Below are 17,536 nucleotides of genomic sequence, written 5' to 3'. Positions count from 1 at the left end.
CTCGATCGAAATGGTGCGTCAAGACTAGTGCGAGACGTGCTCGCGTGCGGACGCCGGGGATGCGCCTGTGGAGAGAACGGATGGGCGCCCCGGCCGGGCGGTTGCCCGCGCTCAGGCCGGGACGGCGCCGAGCGTCGCGACGGGCAGCCGCGGCTCGAGACGCTCGCGCCCGTTCAGGCCGTCGAGCTCGAGCAGGGCGGCGAAGCCGATGGCCTGGTACCCGGCGCGCTCGAGCAGCGTGATGGTGGCGGCGCCGGTCCCGCCGGTGGCCAGGACGTCGTCGACGACGAGCACCCGGGTGCCGGCGGGCAGCTGACCCGGCCGCAGTTCGAGTTCGGCCTCGCCGTACTCGAGCGCGTACTGCTCGCTGAGGACCTCGCCGGGGAGCTTGCCCGCCTTGCGCACGGTGAGCACGCCGACCTGGTGCTGGGCGGCGATGCCCCCGGCCAGTGCGAAGCCCCGGGCCTCGATGCCGGCGACCGCGTCGAACCCGGCTCCGACCGCGAACGGTGCCGCGAGTGCTTCGCACACGCGGCCGAACGCGACGGCGTCGGAGAACACCGGCGTCACGTCACGGAAGAGCACCCCCGGCTTCGGGAAGTCCGGGACGAGGGCGGTGAGGCGTTCGACGAGTGCAGCTGCGGTTTCGGTCACCCGCCAACGGTACGGGAGGCCCGGGGTGCGTCCGGACGCCCCGCACGGTGCGAGGGGTGCCCGGCATGGTGCGAGGTTCCGGACGTGGTGCCACCCCGAGGGGCGGCCACCGAGTAGGGAACCTCGACCATGCGTGCGAGCGTGTGGCGCCGCCGACGCAGCGCCGTGGGTCAGCGCCACATCCGCATGGCGGCACCCTGGGTGATCCAGTCGGCCTCGCGCTGCTGGCGTTCGCGCTCGAGGCGGGCCAGCGTGGCGAGGTCGACCTCGGGCCGCTCCTTGCGGGTGCGTCGGCTCCAGATGATGAGCGACATCCCGACCCGGAGTGCGATGCGGTCGGCGAGTGAGACCCGGCGGCGCACCGCGCGGGTATCGGGTGGACGGGTGGTGGTCTTCGTGGACACGGTGTTCCCCTTCAGGGCACGGCAGAGCTGCCCGGGTGTCGGGCAGGACGAATCCGCCCGGGTTGCGGGCAGCAGGAATTGAATACGTGAGAATGCACTCCGGGATGGTCCGGAAATGTTCGGACAACGATCGCGGAATGCTCGTCGACACCGAGAGCGTCGCACTGTCCACCGACATTCTTCCGGCGTCGTCCGCGCAGATCGGACGGCACGCATCGACGAGTCGACGAGCCGTTCAGCAGACGAACGAACCGGTGCTGCGCGAGCCTGATCGGCTCAGCGCACGGTGCCCGGAGGCACAGGTGTCAGGAGAGTGGGACGCCCCGGGTCAGCGGACGCGGAACGGGGTACCGACGCGTCCACGGATTCCACGGAACGGAGTGGTCGTTGTGATCATCATGGGTCGGCCCCCTTTCGGTCTCGAGCTGGCGGAGTCGTCCGGGTCGAATGTTCGACCGTTCGCGACGAGTGAACACTATCGGCACCGCAATTCGGAGCGCAACCCCTTTTCCGGAAAACATCCGGAATTGCATTCCCGAACACCGCGGCGGTCCGTGCAGGCCGAAGGCCCGGTACCGAATCGGTACCGGGCCCTCGTGTGTGCGTGCGACCGGACTAGACCGCCGCGTGCTCCGCGACGCTCGCCGTCAGGGCATCGCCCTCGACGTCGATCCGCACGGTGTCACCCGCGGTGACCCCGCCCTCGACCACCAGGGTCGCGATGCGGTCGTCGACCTCGCGCTGGATGAGCCGACGGAGCGGGCGGGCACCGTACTCCGGCTCGTACCCTTGCTCGGCGAGCCAGTCGACCGCCGCGTCGGAGACCGACAGGAGCATGTCCTGTGCGACCAGCCGGAGCGCCGTGTCCTGCAGCAGCAGCGACACGATCGACGCGATCTGGGATCGGTCGAGCTTGCGGAACAGCACGATCTCGTCGATGCGGTTGATGAACTCGGGCCGCATCGCCTCGCGCAGCTTGCCCATGACGCGGGCCCGCAGGTCGTCTTCCGCGTAGCCGTGCGTCGCGCCGACCGGGGAGAACCCGAGCGCTCCCGAGCGGGAGGCCAGGAACTCCGAGCCGATGTTCGACGTCATGATGACGACGGTGTTCCGGAAGTCGACCGTCCGCCCCTGCCCGTCGGTGAGCCGGCCGTCGTCGAGGACCTGCAGCAGCAGGTTGAAGACGTCCGGGTGGGCCTTCTCGACCTCGTCGAGCAGGATCACCGAGTACGGGTTGCGGCGGACTCGCTCGGTGAGCTGGCCGGCCTCGTCGTGGCCGACGTACCCGGGAGGGGCACCGACCAGGCGGGACACGGTGTGGCGTTCGCCGAACTCGCTCATGTCGAAGCGGAGCATCGCGGACTCGTCACCGAACAGCGACGACGCCAGGGCCTTCGCGAGTTCGGTCTTGCCGACGCCCGTCGGGCCGAGGAACAGGAAGCTGCCCACCGGACGACGCGGGTCGCCCATGCCGGTCCGGCTGCGTCGTACCGCCTTCGCGATCGCCCGCACGGCGTCGTCCTGGCCGACGACTCGGTCGTGCAGCTCGGACTCGAGCGCGGCGAGCCGCGTCTTGTCGGCCGAGCCGAGGCGGGTCACCGGGATCCCGGTGGCACGCGACACGACGGCGGCGATGTCGGCCTCCGTGATCGAGGTGTCCGCGGACTCCTGACGGGAGGGGCGGCTGGCGTCCGCCGACGAGGCGGCGGTGATCCGGGCCTCCAGTCCGACGATCTCGTCGCGCAGGTCGGACGCTTCCTCGTAGTGCTCCTCGGCGACCGCGCGGTCCTTGCGGGCCGTCAGGTCGGTGACCTGGGCACGCAGCGCCTCGACGTCGACGTCGCCCGACAGGGCGAGGCGACGGCGTGCACCGGCCTGGTCGATGAGGTCGATGGCCTTGTCCGGCAGGTGCCGGTCGGTCACGTAGCGGTGCGAGAGCTCGACGGCGGCGCGGAGCGCCTCGGGCGTGTAGGCGACGCCGTGGTGCTCCTCGTAGCGCGGGGCGAGGCCGGTCAGGATCGCGACGGCGTCCTCGACGTTCGGCTCCCCCACCGTGACGGGCTGGAACCGGCGCTCGAGCGCGGCGTCCTTCTCGATCCGGCGGTACTCGTTGAGCGTCGTCGCGCCGACCAGGTGCAGGTCGCCGCGGGCGAGCCGGGGTTTGAGGATGTTGCCGGCGTCCATCGAGCCGCCTTCTCCGCCGCCACCGGCGCCGACGACGGTGTGGAGCTCGTCGACGAAGACGATGAGCTCGTCGGCGTGCGCCGCGATCTCGTCCATCGCCTTGGTGAGGCGCTCCTCGAAGTCGCCGCGGTAGCGGGTGCCGGAGAGCATGCCGGGCAGGTCGAGCGCGACGACCCGCTTGCCCTGCAACAGGGCGGGGACGTCACCGTCGACGATCCGCTGGGCGAGGCCCTCGACGATCGCGGTCTTGCCGACGCCGGGCTCACCGATCAGCACCGGGTTGTTCTTGGTGCGGCGGAGCAGGATCTCGACGGTCTGCTCGATCTCGTCGGCGCGGCCGATCACCGGGTCGACGTGCCCGTCACGGGCGCGCTCGGTCAGGTCGGTGCCGAACTGGTCGAGCGTCGGGGTGTCGCTGTCGGTGGCCTGGTCGGCGCCGACGGCATCGGGTGTTCCGGGCATGGGGCGCCCCTCTCGTGCTGCTGCCGCGGCCTGCTGGGCGTAGTCCTGCATGAGCTGCGGGGTGATCCCGGCGCTGGCGAGCAGCTGGCCGGTCACGGTCTCCTGGTCCATCACGAGCGCGAAGAAGACGTGCTCGGGGTCGGTGTAGGTGCTGCCGAAGCCCCGCGCTGCCTGCGTCGCCTCGACGAGGATGCGCTGGGCGGTGCCGGTCAGTGCCGGGCGGCCGGTCTGCTCGGCCAGTGGCTCGTGCGCCATCGGCAGGCGCTGCTCGATCTCCTCGGCGAGTCGCCGGGGGTCGACCCCGGCGGAACGCACGACGGCGTCGAACGGTTCGGTGCGGACGAGCACGTGCAGGATGTGCAGTGCGTCGATCTCGCGCTGCCCCTGCGCGACCGCGTACTCGGCGGTGTGCTGGAGCAGCTCGTGGGTCCGGCGGCTGAGCAGCCGGGTGATGTCGACCGGTCGACCGAACGCGCGGACGCGCTGCTGGTCACCGGTGCGCTGTGCCGCGAGCAGGCGGGCGAGGAACTCGTCGAACGAGTCATTGCTACCGGTCGGGCCGAACGTCTCTGGCAAAGGGACCTCCTGGGGAACTTGAGTGCCTTCGACTCAATGCAACGCAGGAGGGCCCGGGTCATTCCCGGGTCCGGAAAAAACTTGCGGCGACTCGACTCAGGTCCGCGCGATGGGTGCGGCGACCGCCTCGGTGATCCGCGCGAGGTCCGTCGGTGCCACCTCGACGTCGAATCCGCGACGACCGCCGGACACGAAGATGCTCGCGTACGACAGCGCCGATTCGTCGAGCACGGTGCGGAGCCGGGTCTTCTGGCCGACCGGGCTGATCCCGCCGACCACGTAGCCCGTGCGCTTCTCGGCGAGGGCGGGATCGGCCAGCGTCGCCTTCTTGCCCCCGACGGCCGCGGCGATCGCCTTGAGGTCGAGCCGGTTCGCCACCGGCACGATCGCGACGGCGAGGGTGCCGTCGACGGAGACGACCAGGGTCTTGAAGACCTGCTCCTCGCGCAGCCCGAGGGCGGCGGCCGCCTCTTCTCCGAAGTTGGTGGCGCTCTCGTGGTGCTCGTACACGTGCGGCGTGTACGGGACCCCGGCCGCCTCGAGCGCGACGGTCGCTGGGGTGCTCGGCGAACCTGCGGTCATGCCGTGATCCTCCCCCGCCGCACCTTCCGGTCCTCGACGGCACGCGGGCGTTACGCTGAACGGACCATGACCGCCGTCCTGCTGCTGCTCCGCGCCACCGCCGCGCTGGTGCTCGGCGACCCGGCCGCCGGGGTGCTGCCCCTGCTGGCCGTGGCGGCACTCGGGCTGACCGCGGTCGCCGTGACCGTCGTCGTCGCCCGGCTGCTCGTCGCGGTGCTCGCGGCCGTCCTCGGGGTCGGATCGACATCCGTGTCGGATCGGTCGGCGGTGCCCGACCTGGCCACCCGGATCGGGTGGAGCCACCCCGACGCCGACGGCCACGTCCGCTCACGGGCACCGGGGGTCGCGACCCCGGCCTGACCACCGACCGGTGGCCGGGCCGCTCGCGAACCCCGCTGACCCACCACCGATCGGAACCGTCATGGACCTGTCCACCCTGCCCCTCGTCGGCCCGCTGCTGCACGGCGGCGCGGACCTCGTCACCGCCCTCACCGCGGCGCTCTCCCCCGTCGCCGGCTCGTTCGCCGCGGCGATCGCCGTCGTGCTCCTCACCCTGGCCGTCCGCCTGGTGCTCGTCCCGCTGTCCGTGCTGCAGGTGCGGGCCGAGCGGGACCGCCGGCGCCTCGCACCACAGCTCGCGGCGCTCCGGAAGCGCCACGGCCGCGACACCCAGCGCCTGCAGCGGGCGGTGCAGCAGCTGTACACCGACGAGAAGGTCTCGCCGCTGGCCGGCTGCCTGCCCGTCCTGGCGCAGGCACCCGTGGTGTCGCTCGTCTACGCGCTTTTCACGCACGCCTCGATCGACGGCACCGCGAACGCCCTGCTGGAGGCGACGCTCGTCGGGGTCCCGCTCGGCCACTCGCTCGTCGTCACGCTCACGTCGCCGCTGTGGGTGCACGCCTGGGTGGTGCTGGTCCTGCTGGCGGTGCTGGCGGTCGTCGTCGAGCTCAGCCGCCGGTCGAACGCCCACTGGAACCCGGTGCCGGCGCCGGAACCGGGGGTCCCCGGGGCCGCCGCGACCGCCGCCGTGGGGCGGTACGTGCCGTTCATCACGGTCGTGTTCGCGGCGATCGCACCACTCGCCGCCGCGCTCTACGTCGTGACGAGTGCGGCCTGGACGTACGGGGAACGCGCCGTGCTGCGTCGGGTGGTCCGCTAGCCGCCCTGGCCCTCCTGCTGCGGTCCCTGGTCGACCGGGTCGTACTCGGTGCCGCGGCCCTGCTCCTCGTCGGCGGTCGGCACATGACGTTCCGTGCCAGCGCCGCCGGGGCTGGTCGCGACGTAGTCGGCCTCGCCGGACTGGGTGTCGTGGCTCAGCGGCTCGAGGGTCTCGGCGTCGGCGTCGTGCTGCGGCATGGGGTCGGTGCTCATGCACCACGCCTACTCCCTCGTTCTGGGTGCGCGCGCACGGCTCGGCGGTGCCACGATGGACCTGTCCACGCGACCGGCAGAGCGGGAGTGCGCATGGCCCACGACGACGTGGCAGCGGAACGGGCACGGCTCGAGGCCGTCGCCTGGGGAGCAGGATCGAGCCCGGCGGACGCGGCGCGCGCCCGGATCGCGCTGCAGGACCTGGAACGCGGACGGCGACCCCGTGCGCGTGCGGTCGCGACGGCGCGGGATCCCCTGCCGGGAGGCCCGGAGCCGGTCCGCACGTCCGTCCCGTCCGCGACGCGATCGGGTCCAGGGCCCGTGCCGGTGCCGGTGGCGGTGCCCGTGTCCTCGCCCGCTGGCGCGGCGGTCGTGTCCTTGCCCGCTGGTTCGGCGGCGGTGCCTGCCGGAGCCGACGTGTCGGAGGCGACCGACGGCGGTGGGGGCGACCACGTCGACGACGCGAGGGGCGGCGGCGGGGACGAGCGGATCCTCCAGGCCGAGCCGACCGGACGGACCCGGTGGCGGCGGTGGTTGTGGACGGAGCGGCCACTCGCCTGGATCGCGGGCGGCGCGGCAGCGGCGGTGGGCGTCGCGTTCGCCGCCGGGACGCTCGTCGGGACGGCGCGACCGGACGTCGCCGCAGCGCCGAGCGTCACGCCGACCGCGGGGACGATCACGCTCGAGCAGCTGCTCGACGTCCCGCAGACGTACGCCGACCAGTTGCCGGGGCCGGTCGCTGCGCCGGTGAGTCTCCACACGACGCGACTGGTCTTCACGAACCGCGCGCTCGACGGCGGGACCGCGGAGACACCCTGGAACGTCTGGGCCGGCATCGGGACGGACCGGTCGACGATCTGCCTGGTGGCGACGGCGGACCGCATCGAGTCGTCGACGGCATGCTTCCCGCGGCAGGCGGCGCTGCACGGATCGGTGTCGATGTCCGCGCAGTCCAGGAGCGGCACGTTGACCATCGAGCTGCGCGGCGGTGGGGTCCAGGGCCGGGTGACGAACGAGTACTGAGCGAGCGACCCGGAGCTGAGTGTTTCGTTGGAGCGCTCCGATGTATTTGCTGGATGCCCTCGCGAGAGTCGTTCCATCGTGCAACACTGGATGAGCGCACTCGTCGTGGAGTCGTACCCACATCATCCACATCCGCCAGCGAGCGCGCCCCGCAGACCCTCCCGGTCACCGCCGTCAGAACGATCGGCATCGTCGCGCGCTCCACCGTGCCTCGGAGGAGGTCAGCAGCGTGTCCACCAACACCACCACCTCGGCCGTGTCGACCCACACGCGGCCGATCACCGTCACCAGCCAGTCGATCGTCGGCATCGCCGTGCTCGGACTGGCCACGTTCTTCGCCATCACCACCGAGCTCATGCCCGTCGGGCTGCTCGGCACGATGAGCGCCGACCTCGGCGTGACCGAGGCCACCATGGGCATCGTCATCACCGTGTACGCCGCGGCCGTCGCGCTCCTCGCGCTGCCGCTCACCGCGTTCACCGCGAAGCTGCCCCGCAAGACCGTGCTCGTCGCCACGCTCGTCGGCTACACCGTGTCGAACCTGATGGTCGCGCTCGCACCGTCGTTCGCCGTCGTCTGTGCCGGACGCGTCGTCGGCGGAATCGCGCACGCACTGTTCTTCTCGGTCGCCTCGGCGTACGCCACCCGGATCGTGCCGCCGCGGCTGGCCGGGCGGGCGATCGCGTTCGTGTACTCGGGCAGCTCGCTCGGGTTCGTGCTCGGCGTGCCCGTCGCGACCTGGGTCGCGCAGCACATCGGCTGGCGCCAGGCCGTGTTCTCCGTCGGTGTGGCCGCAGCGGCACTCGCGGTCGTCGCCCTGCTGTTCCTGCCCGCCGTCCGCGGTGCCTCGTCGCCGCACATCGGGTCGCCGAAGGCCTGGGCACGCACCGGACTGCTGTCCGTCGTGATCGCCGACATGCTGCTGTTCGGCGGGCACTACGTCGTCTACACGTACATCGGGCCGTACGCGATCGACGCGGGGCTCGACGCCGGCATGGTGAGCGGGGCACTGCTCGTGCTCGGTGGCACCGGTGTCGTCGGGCTCGGGCTCGCCGGCATGTTCGTCGACCGTGCGCCCCGGCAGACGCTGATCGCCTCGGTCGCCGTGATGGTCGTGGCCTTCGCGACGATGCCGTTCGTGCACGGCTCCCTGATGGGGACGATGGTCGTCGCCGGGGTCTGGATGGCCGCGAACGGCACGACCGGCACGCTCTTCATGGCCGCGGCGATCCGTGCCGGAGGCGTCTCCCCCGACATCGCCGGCGCGCTGGTCAACGGCGCGTCGAACATCGGCATCGCCGGTGGTGCGGCGTTCGGCGGGCAGGCCCTCGGGATCGTCGGGCTGCAGTACCTGCCGTTCGCCGGTGCCGCGGTGCTGGTCGGGGCACTCGGGGTCGTCGTGCTGGCGCGTCGCGGGTTCCCGGTGCACACGCACACGCAGGAGCACCTGTCGACGTCGTCCATCGAGGCCATCACGTCGTCGCTCGCGGTCGTCACCACGTCGGTGCCGGTCGTCGGGCGGGCGATCCAGACGGTCACGGGGTCGATCGGCGTCGTCACGGGTTCGGTGCGGCGGCCGCGGACGCGCTAGGGGCGGCGCGGGCGCGGTCGGCGCGTCGAGTGGTCACGACATGCCGTTGGCGGGGCGTCGAGGGTGCTCGAACTGTTGTCTGCGGGGGCGGCGGGCGACGGTTCGTGACCGCTCGGCGTACCCGCGGCGGCGTGTTGTGCGGCTGCGGGGGACGCGCGCGGTGCCCGGGCCTCGAGTGGTCACGACTTGCCGTCGGCGGGGCGTCGGGGGCGCTCGAACTGTCGTCTGACGGGGCGGCGGGCGACGGTTTGTGACCCCTCGGCGGACCCGGGCGGCGTGTTGTGCGGCGGCGGGGACGCGCGCGGTGCCCGGGCCCCGAGTGGTCACGACATGCTGTTGCCGGGGCGTCGGGGGCGCTCGAACTGTCGTCTGACGGGTCGGCGGGCGACGGTTCGTGACCCCTCGGCGTCCCCGCGGCGCCGTGTTGTGCGGGTGCGGGGGACGCGCGCGGTGCCCGGGCCTCGAGTGGTCACGACATGCTGTCGGCGGGGCGTCGGGGGCGCTCGAACTGTCGTCTGACGGGGCGGCGGGCGACGGTTCGTGACCCCTCGGCGTACCCGCGGCGCCGTGTCCTGCGCCCGCCGCTCGGTCAGTCCTGCAGGTGGTCGGTGCGGCGGCGGTTGCGCACCGCGCGGTAGGTCAGCAGCGCCGCACCGAGCAGCACGAGCACCCCGGCGGCGATGAGTCCCGGGCCGAGGTCCGCGCCCGTGTAGGCGAGCGGTCCCCCGTCCCCCGCATCGCCCTGGCCCGAGACCGGCGCGGAGCCGGAGCCCGACCCGGCGGCGGGGCCGGTCGGGGCCGCCGAAGGAGAACCGCTCGGCGACTCCGACGGCGATGGTGCGGGAGCCGGAGCCGCCGCAGCCCGCACCACGAACGCCAGCGGCGTCGCAGCCCCGGACTCCGGGGTGACGACGGTCGCCGTCTCTGCCCCCTCGACGTCGACCGAGACGGAGTACTCCGTCGTGGGCTCCAGTCCGGTCAGGTCGAACGCACCGTCGTCGTCCGTGACGACCGACACGGGATCGCCGGACTGTGGGTCCGTCGGAGTCGCGACGACCTCGGCGTCGGGAACGGGTTCGCCGTTCGTGTCGACGACCGTGCCGGGCTGGTCGGTGGTGACCTCGGCGGCGGGGGCTGCGGAGGCGAACGGCAGGTCGGACGAAGCACGCTCGCCAGCGACGGCCGGCACACCGGTGTTCGACGTCGCCCCGGTCGCCCCTGGCTCGGGTCGTTCGGTCCGGACGGTGTACGTGCCCGCCGCAGTGGCGAAGACGTACCGACCGTCAGCGTCGGTCTCCGTCGATGCGACCACGCCGCCCGTGCCGTCGACGAGTTCGACCACCGCTCCAGCGGGCACGGGTGAACCGTCGAGCGAGACCACACCGGCGACCGTCGCGACGACGGCGGCCGGGGCTTCGACCTCGTCGGGGACTGCCGGTGCCGCGTCGTCGTCGCCGGTGGTGATGGTCACGGGCGGCTCGTCGGCGACGGACACGTCGAGGTCGGTGTCCGCCGGCAGATCCGAGCCGGTGTAGACGCCGTCGCTGTTCGTCGTCGTGTCGACGAGGACGTCCCCGGAGTCCGGGTCGGTGATGACGACCTCGAGGTTCGAGACCGGTCGGCCGTCCTCGTCGACCACGGTGCCGATGACCGACACGGTGTCCTCCGGCGACGTGAACGCGAAGTCGGCCTGCTGGTCCACGCCGCCCGGCGAGCCGGTCTGCGCGAGGGAGACCCTCGTGGGCTGGTCAGGGCCCTCGGCACCGTCCGGCGGGGTGATCTCGACGCGGTAGTTCGCGATGACCGGCAGCTGCGGGAACGCGTAGGTGCCGTCGGCGTTGGTCGTCGTCGTGTACACGGTGCCGCGCGGAGCGGTGACGCGGACGATCGCCCCGGGGATCGGCGCTCCGTCGACGGTCGCCGTGCCGGTGATCGCAGCGGTGCGGTTGGCGAACCAGGTCTGGTACACCGGGAATCCGCTGCGCTGCTGGTACGTGATCGTCAGGCTGGTGAGCGAGACGGTCGGCGTGAACCAGGCCGTGGCGCCGGCGGTGTCGACCGCGCCGGTGTTGCCCGTCAGGGTCCGGGTGGCTGGGTCCCAGGAGGGCAGGTCCTGCCCGATCGTGCCGTCGGGGTCAGCGGTGCACGACGGCCCTCCGGCGACGGCGGCCGAGCAGGAGTTGTAGGAGCTCACGTACCCGAGCTGCTCCGCGGTCGCGGCGCCGCCACCGGAGACGGTGGCCGAGATGGTCGCCCGATCGGCGTCGACGTCGCCGAGCACGAACGACCAGCTCTGGGCGCCCGGGGTCGGCTCGGCGAACGTGTAGGTGGTCGTCGATGCGCCAGACGTGGGCGAGTCGACGTTCGGCCGCTGGTTCATGTAGGTCTGGCCACGGCTCGTCCCGTAGACCGCGCCCGACGGGGTCGACGCCGACTGCCAGGTCGATGCCCCGCTGACGACGGTCGACTGCCGGGAGTCCGACGTGAAGGTCGTCTCGGGGAACCCGGCGAGCGTCATCGTGCCGGTGTAGGCCCGGCTCGCTCCGCTGAGGGTGAAGGTCCCCCAGTTGCCGACCGGCTCCGCCGACGCACTGGTCGCGCCGCCGATCGAGAGTCCTGCTCCGAGTGCGAGGGCCATCAGTCCAGCCGTGATCGCGCGCCAGCGCCGCATGCGTACTCCCCTGGTGTGGCGCCGGAGAACCCGACACCCCCTCAGACTATCCAGCGGGCGTGGCTCGTGTCCGGGGCACAACACGAGCAAGAAGGTCCCGCCGAGTGGTCACGACCTGCCGCACGCCGATCGCCGAGCGGCCGAGAAGTGTCGCCTGGAGGCCCGCCGGACGACAGTTCGTGACCGCTCGACCGACACGAGCGGCGCGTCAGGAACCGCCAGCACCCCAACCGAGCGCGACCAGGGCGTCGAGCGCTGCGACCTGCCCGGCCACCACCAGCTCCCGCGCCTCGTCGAGGCCGAACCACCGCGCGTCGTCCACCTCGGGCACCTCCACGAACCGCCCCGACCCGCGCGGCAGCTCGAGCCGCACGGTGTTGCTCCGCACGGTGTCGACCGAGAACCCCGACGCCCGTGCCGCGAAGACCCGCACACGTTTGCCCGACGCCTGCCGGAACTCCCCCAGGTCGGTCAGGTCCGCGGCGCTCACCGGTGCGGGCACCCCGATCTCCTCGGCGAACTCGCGCAGCGCGGTGCCGAGCGGCTCCTCGCCCGCCTCGACCAGCCCCTTCGGGATCGACCAGCCACGCGGCCGGTTCCGCCAGAACGGTCCGCCCATGTGCGCGAGGAAGACCTCGGGCCCGGACGGACCGGTCCGGTGCAGCAACAGTCCGGCGCTCACGACCACGCCCCGAGACTACGCAGACCCGGCCGGGAGGCCCGGATCACCACACACGCGCCACGCACCACCCGACGTGCCCGGTTCCACCGCCGGTTCCCCACGTGCGCGCCGGGAGTACCGTGTGGCGCACGGAGCGCCGTGTGACGCCCCCGGAGGACCTGCGATGGAGGAGGCCGATCGGGATGGACGAACGATGGACGACGGTGACGCTGGCCGCGGACGCCGCGATGCCGCACGACGAGGCGCTGCGGTGGATCGCCGCCCGCGCGGACAGCGGGATCGAGCGGATCCGGATCATCGGTGCCGACCCGGCGATCGAGGGCCCCGGACCGGTCGCCGACCGCCTGGCCCAGGCCGCTCGCGCCGCCCTGCCCGGAGCCACCGTCGAGGTGCACCGGCACGCCGGGCCGTTCGCCAGTGCCCTGGTCGAGGAGTCCGACGGCGGTGACCTCCTGGTGATCGGGACCTTCCGGAGCCGACGGGGTTCGACCGCCGGCGGCGACCCGGCGCGGGTCGCGGTCCGTGCGGCCGTACCGACCGTGATCGTCCCCGAGGGTCCGCACCCGATCGACGGCGACGTGGTGCTGGCGGTCGAGGAACCGATCGACGAGCGGGCCGTCTCGATCGCCGTGGCCGAGGCCGTCCGGCTGCACCGACGACTGACGCTGCTCCGGGCGTGGGAGATGCCCGTGCTGACCCGGACCGGACTCACCGACTTCGCCGAGGACCCCCTGCGGTGGCGCGCCCGGAACGCCGAACTGCTGCAGCGGGTCACCGAGGACCTGACCGCGCGGTTCCCGGCGGTGCGGATCCGGCCGCTGCTCGTCGAGGGACACCCGGGGCACGCCATCGCATCGCGCACCCGGCGGGCGTCGCTCGTGGTGCTCGGACGGGGCCACGTGCGGGTGCTGTCCGGCGCGCTCCTGCACGACGTCGTCCGTGAGACGGCGGCACCGGTCTGCGTCGTCCCACCGGCGGCCCACACGGACAGCGCGGGGTCCGGACGGGTCAGCCGGCGAGTTCCCGGATCGCGTCGGCCATCTGGTCGGTGAGGTACGCGACTCCGCGGCCGTTCGGGTGCAGGGCGCCGGCCCGCAGGTCGATGCGTCGCAGGTCGCTCGAGCCGGTCAGGCTGACACCCGCGACGTAGCGCTCGTCCCGCGGGGCGCAGGCCGAGTGGGCCTCGGTGCGTTCGAGGACGTCGACGAACCGCACCCCGGCGGCGTCGGCGGCGGATGCGGACACGGCGTCGAGCTCCTCCTGCACACCGTGCAGGTACGCCACGTCGTCATCGGTGAACGGGAAGGTGTCCGAGGGGAACGACCCCGCGAGCGTGCCGAGGTCGAGCGCCGACCGGAAGCAGCCCTTCGCGGGGGTGTGCTCGGCGTCCGGGAAGATCGCCGGGTACCCGAGGAACACGACGACGGCGTTCGGCGCGGCCCGTTGCACCGCTGCGAGGGTGTCGGCGATCCCGAGCGCGACCCGCGACTGGATCTTCAGGCTGAGCTGGTCCTCACCGTCCTGCACGAGCGTGCTCTTGCACGACGGCGCGTCACGTCCGGAGAACACCGGGCCGTCGGCCGAGATCGCCAGGCACGACGCGGCCGTGCCGAACAGGTCCGCGTCGTTGCCGCCGATGGTCAGGGTCACGAGCCGGGTACGCGAGGACAGCGACTCGATCTGCGGGGGGACGCCCGTGAACTGGTGTCCGGTCGTGACGTCCTCGCTGGTGGCGCCCGCACACGTGACGTCGGTCAGGTCGAGGCCGAACCGCGCCGCGAGCCGGTGCGGGTAGTCACGGGCCGACTGCACGCACGCGCTCGTGGGCAGCCGGGTCCGGTCGCCGAGGCCGTAGCCGGCGGAGTACGAGTCACCGAGGGCGACGTACTCGCTGCCGGGCGGGAGGTCGGCGAGCGGCTCGGCCGGATCGTCCGGCACCGGGTAGGGCTGCGGGACGGGCCACATCGGCGCGGCCGACGCCCGTTCCACCGGCCCCGGTGCCGCGACCCCGGCCACCACCAGCCCGACGACGGCGACCGCCGCCAGGGCGGCGAGCAGCGTCGTACGGGCGGTGCGGAGCAGTTGCGGCCTCCGGGCGGGTGCGGCGGATCGGTCGGTCGGGTGGGGCGGGACGGGCTCAGCGGCGTCCGAGTCGGCGTTCGCCGCCGCTGCCGGTGCGGTACTCCAGCCCGTAGTGCTGGAACAGCTCGGGCTCGGTCGCGGCGTCGAGCTCCCCGTCGGTCGAGATCGACGGGGCGTCCTTGACGAGCTTCTTCGGGAACGTGACCCGCAGGTGCTTCGGGGCGACGGTGGCGCCGAACAGCGGGACGAAGACGAGCTTCTGGAACCCGACCATGCCGGTGGTCAGGGCGCCGAACGCAGGCTCGGACGTGGCGGTGTCGTAGTAGATGCTCTCGAGCGTGCCGACCTTGTCGTCGGCCTCGTCGACGACCGGCAGACCGATCCAGTCACGGATGTTCGCGGCTTCGAACACGAAGGACTCCCTCCGAGCGTCCGGCAGGTCCGGGTGGCTCTCGGTCGACGCTACCGCCCGGCCGCCTGAGCGGTCACCCGGAGCCGGTCCACCGCGGCCAGCACGTCGTCCGCGGTCACGGCCAGGATCGCCGGGTCCGGGTCCTCGGCGAAGACGTCGCCGCGACGGACCGAGGCGTCGGTGAGCACGATGTGCGGGCCGGTCGACGGCGGCCCCCACGCCTCGGGCGGTGCCGGGCCGAACAGCACGACCGAGGGCACCCCGTAGGCGGACGCCAGGTGCGCAGCACCGGTGTCGACCGTGACGACGAGCCGTGCCGCGGCGATCACCGCGGCGAAGGCCTGCAGGTCCAGGGTGCCGGCCAGGACCGCCTCCGGCGCCAGGCCGGCCGCGTCGGCGACGGCACGGGCGCGCACGACGTCGTCCGAGCCTCCTGTCAGGACCACGTCGGCACCGCGCGCCCGGAGCCCGCGCACCACGTCGGCGAAGCGGTCCGTCGGCCAGTGCCGCGCACCGTGGAAGGCGCCCACGTGCACGACGGCCGCGTCGGCGACCACCGGCGGCTCGGCGGGGCGGTCGATGTGGACCTCGGTCGCATCCGCCGGGATGCCGTGCCACGTGAGCAGGTCCGCCCAACGGTCGCGCTCGTGCACGTCGTCCGGCCACTCCGGGCCCTCGTAACCGTGGGTCGGGTCGGCGTGCCCGATGACCCGGCGCGGGGCGAGCGCGGCGACGAGGTCCGAGGACTCCGGGCCGGCGCCGTGCAGGTTGACGGCGATGTCGACGGCACCGTGCGGCACCGCGATCGGGTGGTCGAGACCGTGCTGGGCCAGGTGGACGTCCACCGCCGGCACGAGTTCGACGACCGGCGCCAGCCACGCCGTGGTGGCCAGGGTGATGCGGTGGTCGGGGAACGCGCGACGGAGCGCGTGCAGCGCGGGGACGGCGACGAGCAGGTCGCCGAGCTTGATGGCACGGAGGACGAGCAGTTCCGGGCGTCCGTCGGGGTCGGGCAGGTTCTCGAGGGCGGTCACCGCGGCGACGGTAGACCCGACACGCTGACGGTCCTGCCGGGACCGCGCTCCGCGGCTCTTCCTGGGGCGGCCCCCGGCCGTCGACCGGTAGTCACGGAGCATGGCCCTCGCACCGGACCGCGTCATCCGCGGCCTGCTCCTCGACCGCGACGACACCCTCGTGGTGGACGTCCCGTACAACGCCGACCCGCACCTGGTCGTCCCCGTCCCCGGTGCGCGCCGCGCCGTCGAACGGGCGCGCGCCGCCGGGTTGCAGCTCGGTGTCGTCACGAACCAGTCGGTGATCGCGAAGGGCATGGCCACACGCGAACAGGTCGATGCCACCAACGCCCGGGTCGACGAGCTCGTCGGCCCGTTCGACGTGTGGTGCGTCTGCCCGCACGACGCCGGTGACGACTGCGCGTGCCGGAAACCCCGGCCCGGGATGGTCCTCGACGCCGCCGAGCGGCTCGGCATCCCGCCGGAGTCGATCGTCGTCGTCGGTGACATCGGCGCCGACGTGCAGGCAGCCCGGAACGCCGGCGCGCAGGGGATCCTCGTGCCCACCCCGCGCACCCGCCGTCAGGAGGTCGACGAGGCCGACACCGTCGCCGCGGACCTGGACGAGGCCGTCACCCTGGTGCTCGAGCACGTCGGCAGCGTGGCGGACCGGGCGTGAGCGCCGGTCGGCGCGTCCTCGTCGCCCGACTCGACTCCTTCGGCGACGTCCTGGTCGCCGGGCCCGCGGTCCGCGCGGTCGCCGCCGGTGCCGCGCACGTGACGATGCTGTGCGGTCCGCAGGGGGCGCCGGCCGCCGACCTGCTGCTCGGCATCGACCGGGTGCGGGTGTGGGCGGCACCGTGGGTCACCGAGACCGCACGCCCGATCGACGACGCCCTGCTCGCCGAGTTCCGCGCGCTGGTCGCCGAGGAACAGCCCGACGAGGCCGTCGTCCTGACGTCCTTCCACCAGTCGTCCCTGCCCCTCGCGCTGCTCCTGCGGCTGGCCGGGGTCCCCCGGGTCTCCGGGGCCTCGGTCGACCACCCCGGGTCACTGCTCGACGTGCGGCTGCGCCCCGGCGAGGACCTGCCCGAGGACCTCCCCGAGCCCGAACGCGCGCTGCGGATCGCCGAGGCGGCCGGGTTCCGGCTGCCGCCGGACGACGACGGGAGGCTCGCGGTGCGCCACGACGCCGTCCTGCCTCCGCCCGTGGCCGGCCTCGACCGCTACGTGGTCGTCCACCCCGGAGCCAGCGTCCCCGCACGGTCGTGGCCGGAGTCGCACCACCGTGCGCTCGTCGCCGCCTACGCCGAGCGCGGCGTCCCCGTCGTCGTCACCGGCTCCCCCGGCGAACGCGCACTGACCGCCGCCGTGGCGGGCGACACCGGCATCGACCTCGGCGGCCGCACCAGCCCCGCCGAACTCGCGGCCGTCCTCGCCGGCGCCGAGGTCGTCGTCGTCGGGAACACCGGCCCGGCCCACCTCGCCGCGGCGGTCGGAGCGCCCATCGTGAGCCTGTTCTCGCCCGTCGTCCCCGCCGTGAAGTGGGCGCCGTACGCCCCGCTCGTCGAACTGCTCGGCGACCAGGCCGCACCGTGCCGTCTCAGCCGCGCTCGCGAGTGCCCGGTCCCCGGCCACCCGTGCCTGTCCGGAGTGCGCATCGCGGACGTCCTGGAGGCCCACGGACGGCTCCTCGACCGCGTTTCGCGGACTGATCCGAGAAGTCTGCGGGGCGGCCCAGAAGGCGCTGCGTAGCGTGCGCCACTGCTTCTCCTGCTCCTTCTCCTGCTGCTCCGGCAGCGGCGGGGAGCGAGCCCATCGACACCGAC

General features: G+C 73.3%; 17 protein-coding genes. 7 read left to right on the top strand and 10 right to left on the bottom strand.

What is annotated here, in order from left to right; all coding sequences use genetic code 11:
- Positions 1 to 111: 111 nt before the first annotated feature.
- From BIU89_RS18855 to ybaK, 4 genes are all read right to left on the bottom strand, one after another.
- Positions 112 to 654, bottom strand: coding sequence for an adenine phosphoribosyltransferase (locus BIU89_RS18855; protein ID WP_017887364.1), 543 nt, complete (start codon positions 652 to 654; stop codon positions 112 to 114).
- 170 nt (positions 655 to 824) lie between these two features.
- The gene (locus BIU89_RS18850; RefSeq protein WP_146238520.1) at positions 825 to 1,058 is read right to left on the bottom strand and encodes a hypothetical protein; all 234 of its coding nucleotides are present in this window, start codon (positions 1,056 to 1,058) and stop codon (positions 825 to 827) included.
- Between the two features lie 615 nt (positions 1,059 to 1,673).
- Complete coding sequence (locus tag BIU89_RS02635) at positions 1,674 to 4,280, bottom strand: ATP-dependent Clp protease ATP-binding subunit (RefSeq protein ID WP_071244682.1); 2,607 nt, start codon at positions 4,278 to 4,280, stop codon at positions 1,674 to 1,676.
- Positions 4,281 to 4,376: 96 nt separating this feature from the next.
- Complete coding sequence (gene ybaK / locus BIU89_RS02630; RefSeq protein ID WP_071244681.1) at positions 4,377 to 4,862, bottom strand: Cys-tRNA(Pro) deacylase; 486 nt, start codon at positions 4,860 to 4,862, stop codon at positions 4,377 to 4,379.
- Positions 4,863 to 4,928: 66 nt separating this feature from the next.
- On the opposite strand from ybaK, the gene BIU89_RS02625 reads away from it, so the two are divergent.
- Together BIU89_RS02625 and BIU89_RS02620 are read left to right on the top strand one after the other, a co-directional pair.
- On the top strand, positions 4,929 to 5,222 hold the full coding sequence (locus BIU89_RS02625) for a hypothetical protein (RefSeq protein ID WP_071244680.1): 294 nt from the start codon (positions 4,929 to 4,931) through the stop codon (positions 5,220 to 5,222).
- Positions 5,223 to 5,283: 61 nt separating this feature from the next.
- A complete protein-coding gene (locus BIU89_RS02620; RefSeq protein ID WP_071244679.1) occupies positions 5,284 to 6,021 on the top strand; it encodes a YidC/Oxa1 family membrane protein insertase in 738 nt (245 codons plus the stop codon).
- Here the strand turns inward: BIU89_RS02620 and BIU89_RS02615 are convergent.
- Complete coding sequence (locus BIU89_RS02615) at positions 6,018 to 6,233, bottom strand: hypothetical protein (RefSeq protein WP_027465592.1); 216 nt, start codon at positions 6,231 to 6,233, stop codon at positions 6,018 to 6,020. The genes BIU89_RS02620 and BIU89_RS02615 overlap by 4 nt on opposite strands.
- A gap of 93 nt (positions 6,234 to 6,326) precedes the next feature.
- On the opposite strand from BIU89_RS02615, the gene BIU89_RS02610 reads away from it, so the two are divergent.
- Positions 6,327 to 7,256: a hypothetical protein gene (locus BIU89_RS02610; protein WP_071244678.1), complete on the top strand. Its 930-nt coding sequence runs from the start codon at positions 6,327 to 6,329 to the stop codon at positions 7,254 to 7,256.
- 229 nt (positions 7,257 to 7,485) lie between these two features.
- A complete protein-coding gene (locus BIU89_RS02605) occupies positions 7,486 to 8,847 on the top strand; it encodes an MFS transporter (protein WP_071244677.1) in 1,362 nt (453 codons plus the stop codon).
- Between the two features lie 589 nt (positions 8,848 to 9,436).
- Here BIU89_RS02605 and BIU89_RS02600 read toward each other — a convergent pair.
- Both BIU89_RS02600 and BIU89_RS02595 read right to left on the bottom strand, forming a co-directional pair.
- Complete coding sequence (locus BIU89_RS02600; RefSeq protein WP_071244676.1) at positions 9,437 to 11,485, bottom strand: MSCRAMM family protein; 2,049 nt, start codon at positions 11,483 to 11,485, stop codon at positions 9,437 to 9,439.
- 241 nt (positions 11,486 to 11,726) lie between these two features.
- A complete protein-coding gene (locus BIU89_RS02595; protein WP_071244675.1) occupies positions 11,727 to 12,206 on the bottom strand; it encodes an NUDIX domain-containing protein in 480 nt (159 codons plus the stop codon).
- Positions 12,207 to 12,382: 176 nt separating this feature from the next.
- On the opposite strand from BIU89_RS02595, the gene BIU89_RS02590 reads away from it, so the two are divergent.
- Positions 12,383 to 13,252: a universal stress protein gene (locus BIU89_RS02590; RefSeq protein ID WP_071244674.1), complete on the top strand. Its 870-nt coding sequence runs from the start codon at positions 12,383 to 12,385 to the stop codon at positions 13,250 to 13,252.
- On the opposite strand, the gene BIU89_RS02585 is transcribed toward BIU89_RS02590, so the two are convergent.
- From BIU89_RS02585 to BIU89_RS02575, 3 genes are all read right to left on the bottom strand, one after another.
- Positions 13,209 to 14,189 carry an SGNH/GDSL hydrolase family protein gene (locus tag BIU89_RS02585; protein WP_217642810.1) on the bottom strand — a complete coding sequence of 327 codons (981 nt, stop codon included), beginning with the start codon at positions 14,187 to 14,189 and terminating at the stop codon, positions 13,209 to 13,211. The two genes, BIU89_RS02590 and BIU89_RS02585, sit on opposite strands and share 44 nt — an antisense overlap.
- A gap of 148 nt (positions 14,190 to 14,337) precedes the next feature.
- Entirely contained in the window at positions 14,338 to 14,694 is a 357-nt protein-coding gene (locus BIU89_RS02580) for a PRC-barrel domain-containing protein (RefSeq protein ID WP_027465587.1), read from the bottom strand.
- A gap of 50 nt (positions 14,695 to 14,744) precedes the next feature.
- Entirely contained in the window at positions 14,745 to 15,728 is a 984-nt protein-coding gene (locus BIU89_RS02575) for a glycosyltransferase family 9 protein (RefSeq protein WP_071244672.1), read from the bottom strand.
- A gap of 100 nt (positions 15,729 to 15,828) precedes the next feature.
- Here BIU89_RS02575 and BIU89_RS02570 point away from each other — a divergent pair, with 100 nt between their 5' ends.
- Entirely contained in the window at positions 15,829 to 16,386 is a 558-nt protein-coding gene (locus BIU89_RS02570; RefSeq protein WP_071244671.1) for a D-glycero-alpha-D-manno-heptose-1,7-bisphosphate 7-phosphatase, read from the top strand.
- The gene (locus BIU89_RS02565) at positions 16,383 to 17,462 is read left to right on the top strand and encodes a glycosyltransferase family 9 protein (protein ID WP_071244670.1); all 1,080 of its coding nucleotides are present in this window, start codon (positions 16,383 to 16,385) and stop codon (positions 17,460 to 17,462) included. The genes BIU89_RS02570 and BIU89_RS02565 overlap by 4 nt, the downstream gene beginning before the upstream one ends.
- Positions 17,463 to 17,536 lie beyond the last annotated feature (74 nt).

It is taken from the genome of Curtobacterium sp. MCBA15_005 (assembly GCF_001864855.1).
GTDB lineage: Bacteria > Actinomycetota > Actinomycetes > Actinomycetales > Microbacteriaceae > Curtobacterium > Curtobacterium flaccumfaciens.
The sequence above is the reverse complement of the archived record's forward strand: the minus strand, read 5'-3'. Positions and strand labels throughout refer to the sequence as shown.